Genomic DNA, 320 nt, shown 5'->3' with positions numbered 1-320 from the left:
GGAGCGCTGGAGGCCGAGCCGGGCGAGGCGGGCGGGGGGGCGGGCGCAGCAGGCGTGGGCCTGGTCTCCGCTGGCTTGTTCTGGGGCGTGCCGGTCCCCGGCGCGGCCTTTTCGGCCTTCGGGTCGGGCTGCGCGGCGGAGAGTGACTGGGCCTCGTCTGGCAAGAGCGCTCCTCGTGCGGTTCCGGGTCCCCCGGTCAGGCCCGGAAAGGCCATGGTATCGAGCCAAGAGTGGCTGTGCTCACGTGCCCGGGTTTCGGACCGCTCCCGGAGGGGCAGCGCCGTGCGGCCGGGGGATGTTCAGAGAACGCGGAAGGGCGC

The organism is Streptomyces sp. NRRL B-24572 (genome assembly GCF_002156145.1).
In the GTDB taxonomy this organism is placed as follows: Bacteria; Actinomycetota; Actinomycetes; order Streptomycetales; family Streptomycetaceae; genus Streptomyces; species Streptomyces vietnamensis.
Note: the sequence above shows the minus strand (reverse complement) of the source record.